Annotated in this window: 3 protein-coding genes; 2 read left to right on the forward strand and 1 reads right to left on the reverse strand. The window is 75.9% G+C overall.

The genetic code is table 11. The annotated features are described in order from the left end of the window. The coding region (locus B7P34_RS35200; protein ID WP_146167026.1) for an FHA domain-containing protein at window positions 1-728 on the reverse strand (728 nt) is incomplete at its 3' end. Between the two features lie 608 nt (window positions 729-1,336). Here B7P34_RS35200 and B7P34_RS35205 point away from each other — a divergent pair. Then, entirely contained in the window at window positions 1,337-3,154 is a 1,818-nt protein-coding gene (locus B7P34_RS35205) for a serine/threonine-protein kinase (protein ID WP_106682197.1), read from the forward strand. A 112-nt stretch (window positions 3,155-3,266) separates the two neighbouring features. Beyond that, a partial coding sequence (locus tag B7P34_RS35210; RefSeq protein ID WP_106682198.1) for a serine/threonine-protein kinase occupies window positions 3,267-4,320 on the forward strand: 1,054 nt, incomplete at its 3' end.

The raw sequence follows: 4,320 nt of genomic DNA on the forward strand, positions 1-4,320 counted from the left end.
ACCGCGCCCGCCGGGGACGCGCCGGGGGCGCCGCCGCCCACGCGCAGGTGGCCCTCGCCGTCCGGCGCGGCCGGCAGGACGCGCGGGGAGGAGTCGTCCGCGGCGTGCAGGCTCAGCACCGACTCGCCCACCCGCAGCAGCTCCCCGGCGGGCAGCCGCACCGGCTCCGCGCCGACCGGTTCGCCCGCGAGCACGGTCCCGTTCGTGGAGCCCAGGTCCCGCAGGGTGACCGTGCCGTCGTCGTGGAGGACGACCGCGCAGTGCAGCCGGGAGACGTCGGGGTCGTCCAGCGGGATGTCCGCCGTCGCGGAGCGCCCCACGTGCACCTCGCCGCCGTGCAGCAGGTGCACGCCGCCCGCGTCCGGCCCGGAGACTACGTGGAGCCGCGCGGCGGCCTCCGGCACGCCGGACATGAGCACGCCCGCGTGCCGCTCGGGGTCGGCCGGGGCGGACAGCGACAGAACGGCGCCGTCGATCAGCGGGGGCTCGCCCAGCGCGCTGCGCTGCGGGTCGAGCCGCTCGGCGCCGGCGTAGACCACGACGGCCCCGGTCCCCAGGTCGCAGCCGGCCGCGGCCGCGGCGGCGGCGAGACCACTGGCCACCCCGGCCAGGGCGGTCCCCGCGGGGGCCGTCACCAGCACGTCGCACGCGCAGGTCGCCGCGGGCACAGCGGGCGCAGTGGAGTGGTGGCCGCTGAGCGGCCCGAGGACGGTCAGCCTGATCTGCATCGCCGTCAACGGTCCCTTCTGCCCCGGTGCACGTACAGGTCACCACGGCGCGCGGAACGTACCGGAAGCACCGGCCCCGCCCCTCCGCATCGTGCTGCGAGCATCCTCGCACCTGCCGGGGACGACGCGCCCGGCGACGGCCAATTCGTGATCTTGAACGACCGCGGGAGGGTGGGAAGAAAGCGGAAGGTGATCGATTCGTGCCGAGGTCACCTCATGATCGGTTCGACATCGATCCGTGACGAGTCCGCTTTCGAACACGTCGTACAGATTTTCTTTCGCCTGGGGACCCGCCGGGGACGCGCCGGGGACCTGCCGGGAACCCGCCCCGGACTCGCCCGGGAACGGCCCGCGGACCGGCTGCGGACCGCTTCCGCACCGGCCGCGGAGCCCCCCGCCGCGGGCCTCCCCGCGCGCCGCGCGCGCACCCTCCGCGCGCCTTCCGCGCGCCGCGCGGCAACCAACGGCCCGCGACCCGCGTCTTCCTTCCAGCCCCGCGGATTCGGCAAACCGGAGGTCCGGACGACCGCACTACAGTGGGCGGAAGGCCGGGCACGAAAGAGGCCATCGCAAAGCATGATGACGATGACGATCAGGGAGCGCATGACGTGCGGCCTGTAGGCAGCAAGTACCTGCTCGACGAGGTGCTCGGGCGCGGCGCGACCGGCACCGTCTGGCGAGCACGCCAGCGGGAGGCCGCGGGCGCCGAGGCGGCCGTGTCCGGCCGGCCCGGCGAGACCGTCGCGATCAAGGTGCTCAAGGAGGAGCTGGCCAACGACGCGGACGTCGTGATGCGCTTCCTGCGCGAGCGCTCCGTCCTCCTCCGGCTCACGCACCCCAACATCGTCCGCACCCGCGACCTCGTCGTCGAGGGCGACCTGCTCGCCCTGGTCATGGACCTCGTCGACGGCCCGGACCTGCACCACTACCTGCGCGACAACGGCCCCTTCACGCCGGTCGCCGCCGCCCTCCTCACCGCCCAGATCGCCGACGCGCTCGCCGCCAGCCACGCCGACGGCATCGTCCACCGGGACCTCAAGCCCGCCAACGTGCTCCTGCGGAGCGACGGCGGCCAGATGCACCCGATGCTCACCGACTTCGGCATCGCCCGCCTCGCGGACTCCCCGGGCCTGACCCGTACCCACGAGTTCGTCGGCACGCCCGCCTACGTCGCGCCCGAGTCCGCCGAGGGCCGCCCGCAGACCTCCGCCGTCGACATCTACGGCGCCGGCATCCTGCTCTACGAGCTGGTCACCGGCCGCCCGCCGTTCGCCGGCGCGACCGCCCTCGAAGTGCTCCACCAGCACCTCAGCTCCGAGCCGCGCCGCCCCACCACCGTGCCCGAGCCCCTCTGGACGGTCATCGAGCGCTGCCTGCGCAAGCGGCCCGAAGAGCGCCCCAGCGCGGAGAACCTCGCCCGGGCGCTGCGCGTCGTCGCCGCGGGCGTCGGCGTGCACGCGTCCCCGGCGCAGGCCGAGGCCGCCCTCGGGGTCGCCGGGCTGCTCGCGCCCGACCCGGAGCCGGCCGTCGTGCCCGGCACCGGCCAGGGCGCCGGCCCCGGCCACGGCGCCGGTGACGCCGAAACCACCCAGGTGCTGCCGTCGACGGGCGGCGCGCCGGGCTCCTACGACCCGAACGCCGCGACCAGCCTCCTGCCGAACGCCTCCGCCGCGGGTCACGGCCCCGGCGCGGGCCCCGACGCCGACGCCACGCGCGTCATGCCCGCGGGCTCCGGCCCCGGCGGCTCCGCCGACCCCACCCGCGCCATGCCGCCCGTGCCGCCGCTGCCCCCGGAGGGCGACGGCGCGCACCCCTGGCAGACCCAGATGCGGGCCGCCCGCGACCGCAACGACCAGACCCAGGTGCAGTACCTCGACCCGAGCGAGGACCCGCTGCGCCGCCGCCCCCAGCGGCGGCCAGGGCAGCCGCAGCCGCAGCAGGGCTACGGCGGTCAGCAGGGGTACCAGCAGCAGGGCTACGGGCAGCAGTACGCCCCTCAGCAGCCCCAGGGGCACCAGCCGCCGCCCCCGCAGCACTACACGGCGCCGCCCCAGTCGTACGCGCCGCAGCAGCCGCAGCCCGCGCCGCCCCGCAGACAGCAGCGCCGCCAGGAGCCGCGCTACCAGCAGCCCCCGGCGCCGCAGCCGCAGCCGTACGCCCCGGAGCCGCCGGCTCCGCGCCGGGAGCCGCGGCCGCCGCGGCAGCGCAGCGCGAACCCGATGCGGATCCCCGGGCTCGGCTGCCTCAAGGGCTGCCTCTTCATGATCGTTATTCTGATCATCGGCGCGTGGCTCGTCTGGGAGTTCACTCCCCTGAAGGACTGGGTCGCCGACGGCAAGAGCTTCTGGGACGCGGCGTGGGACTGGTTCACGGACGTCAAGGACTGGATCTCCGGGCTCGCTTCGAACTCCTCCTCGGGCAAATGACCAGGTAATCGATTTGTCGACACCCAGGGGGCGTTTTACGCCTCCGGGGTGAGCGTTGGCAGTAGCTTGGTCGCCAGCGCGCCTGTCGGAGACGAGGAGTCGGGGAACAGTCTTGGCACGGAAGATCGGTAGCCGGTACACCGCCCACCAGGTCCTCGGCCGTGGCAGCGCCGGCACGGTGTGGCTCGGCGAAGGGCCCGAGGGCCCGGTCGCCATCAAGCTCCTGCGCGAGGATCTCGCCTCCGACCAGGAGCTCGTCGGCCGGTTCGTCCAGGAGCGCGCCGCGCTCCTCGGTCTCGACCACCCGAACGTCGTCGGCGTCCGCGACCTCGTCGTCGACGGCGCCGACCTCGCCCTGGTCATGGACCTGATCCGGGGCACGGACCTGCGCACCCGGCTCGACCGCGAGCGGCGGCTCGCGCCCGAGGCCGCGGTCGCCATCGTCGCCGACGTCGCCGACGGGCTCGCCGCCGCGCACGCGGCCGGGATCGTCCACCGCGACGTCAAACCCGAGAACGTCCTCCTCGACATGCAGGGCCCGCTCGGCCCCGGCGGCGCGCACCCCGCGCTCCTCACCGACTTCGGCATCGCCCGCCTCGTCGACGCCCCCCGGCCCGCCCGCGAGGGCGGCCGCGGGACCGGCCCCCGCAGCGTCATCGGCACGCCCGACTACCTCGCCCCCGAGATCATCGAGGGGCTGCCGCCGCGGGCCTCCGTCGACGTCTACGCCCTCGCCACCGTCCTCTACGAGCTGCTCGCCGGCTTCACGCCCTTCGGCGGCGGGCACCCCGGCGCGGTGCTGCGGCGGCACGTCACCGAGACCGTCGCACCGCTGCCCGGCATCCCCGACGAGCTGTGGCAGCTCGTCGTCCAGTGCCTCGCCAAGGGACCCGCCTCCCGGCTGCGCGCCTCCGAGCTCGCCGCGCGCCTGCGGGAGCTGCTGCCCGGGCTCGCCGGGATACCGCCCCTCGACATCGACGAGCCCGATGACGGCACGGACGCCGACGACGACGGCCCCGTCGCCCTTGCGGACGCGGGCGGCGAGCCCGCCACCGCGCGCCGGCGGGGCGCCGTCCCGCTCGTGCCGGGCGCCGTCGCGGACTCCAGCCGCGACACCCACACCAGCATGCGCGTGCCCACGCCCGCCGAGCTCGCCGGCGGCGCCC

It is taken from the genome of Streptosporangium nondiastaticum, from assembly GCF_003011965.1.
In the GTDB taxonomy this organism is placed as follows: Bacteria; Actinomycetota; Actinomycetes; order Streptomycetales; family Streptomycetaceae; genus Streptomyces; species Streptomyces nondiastaticus.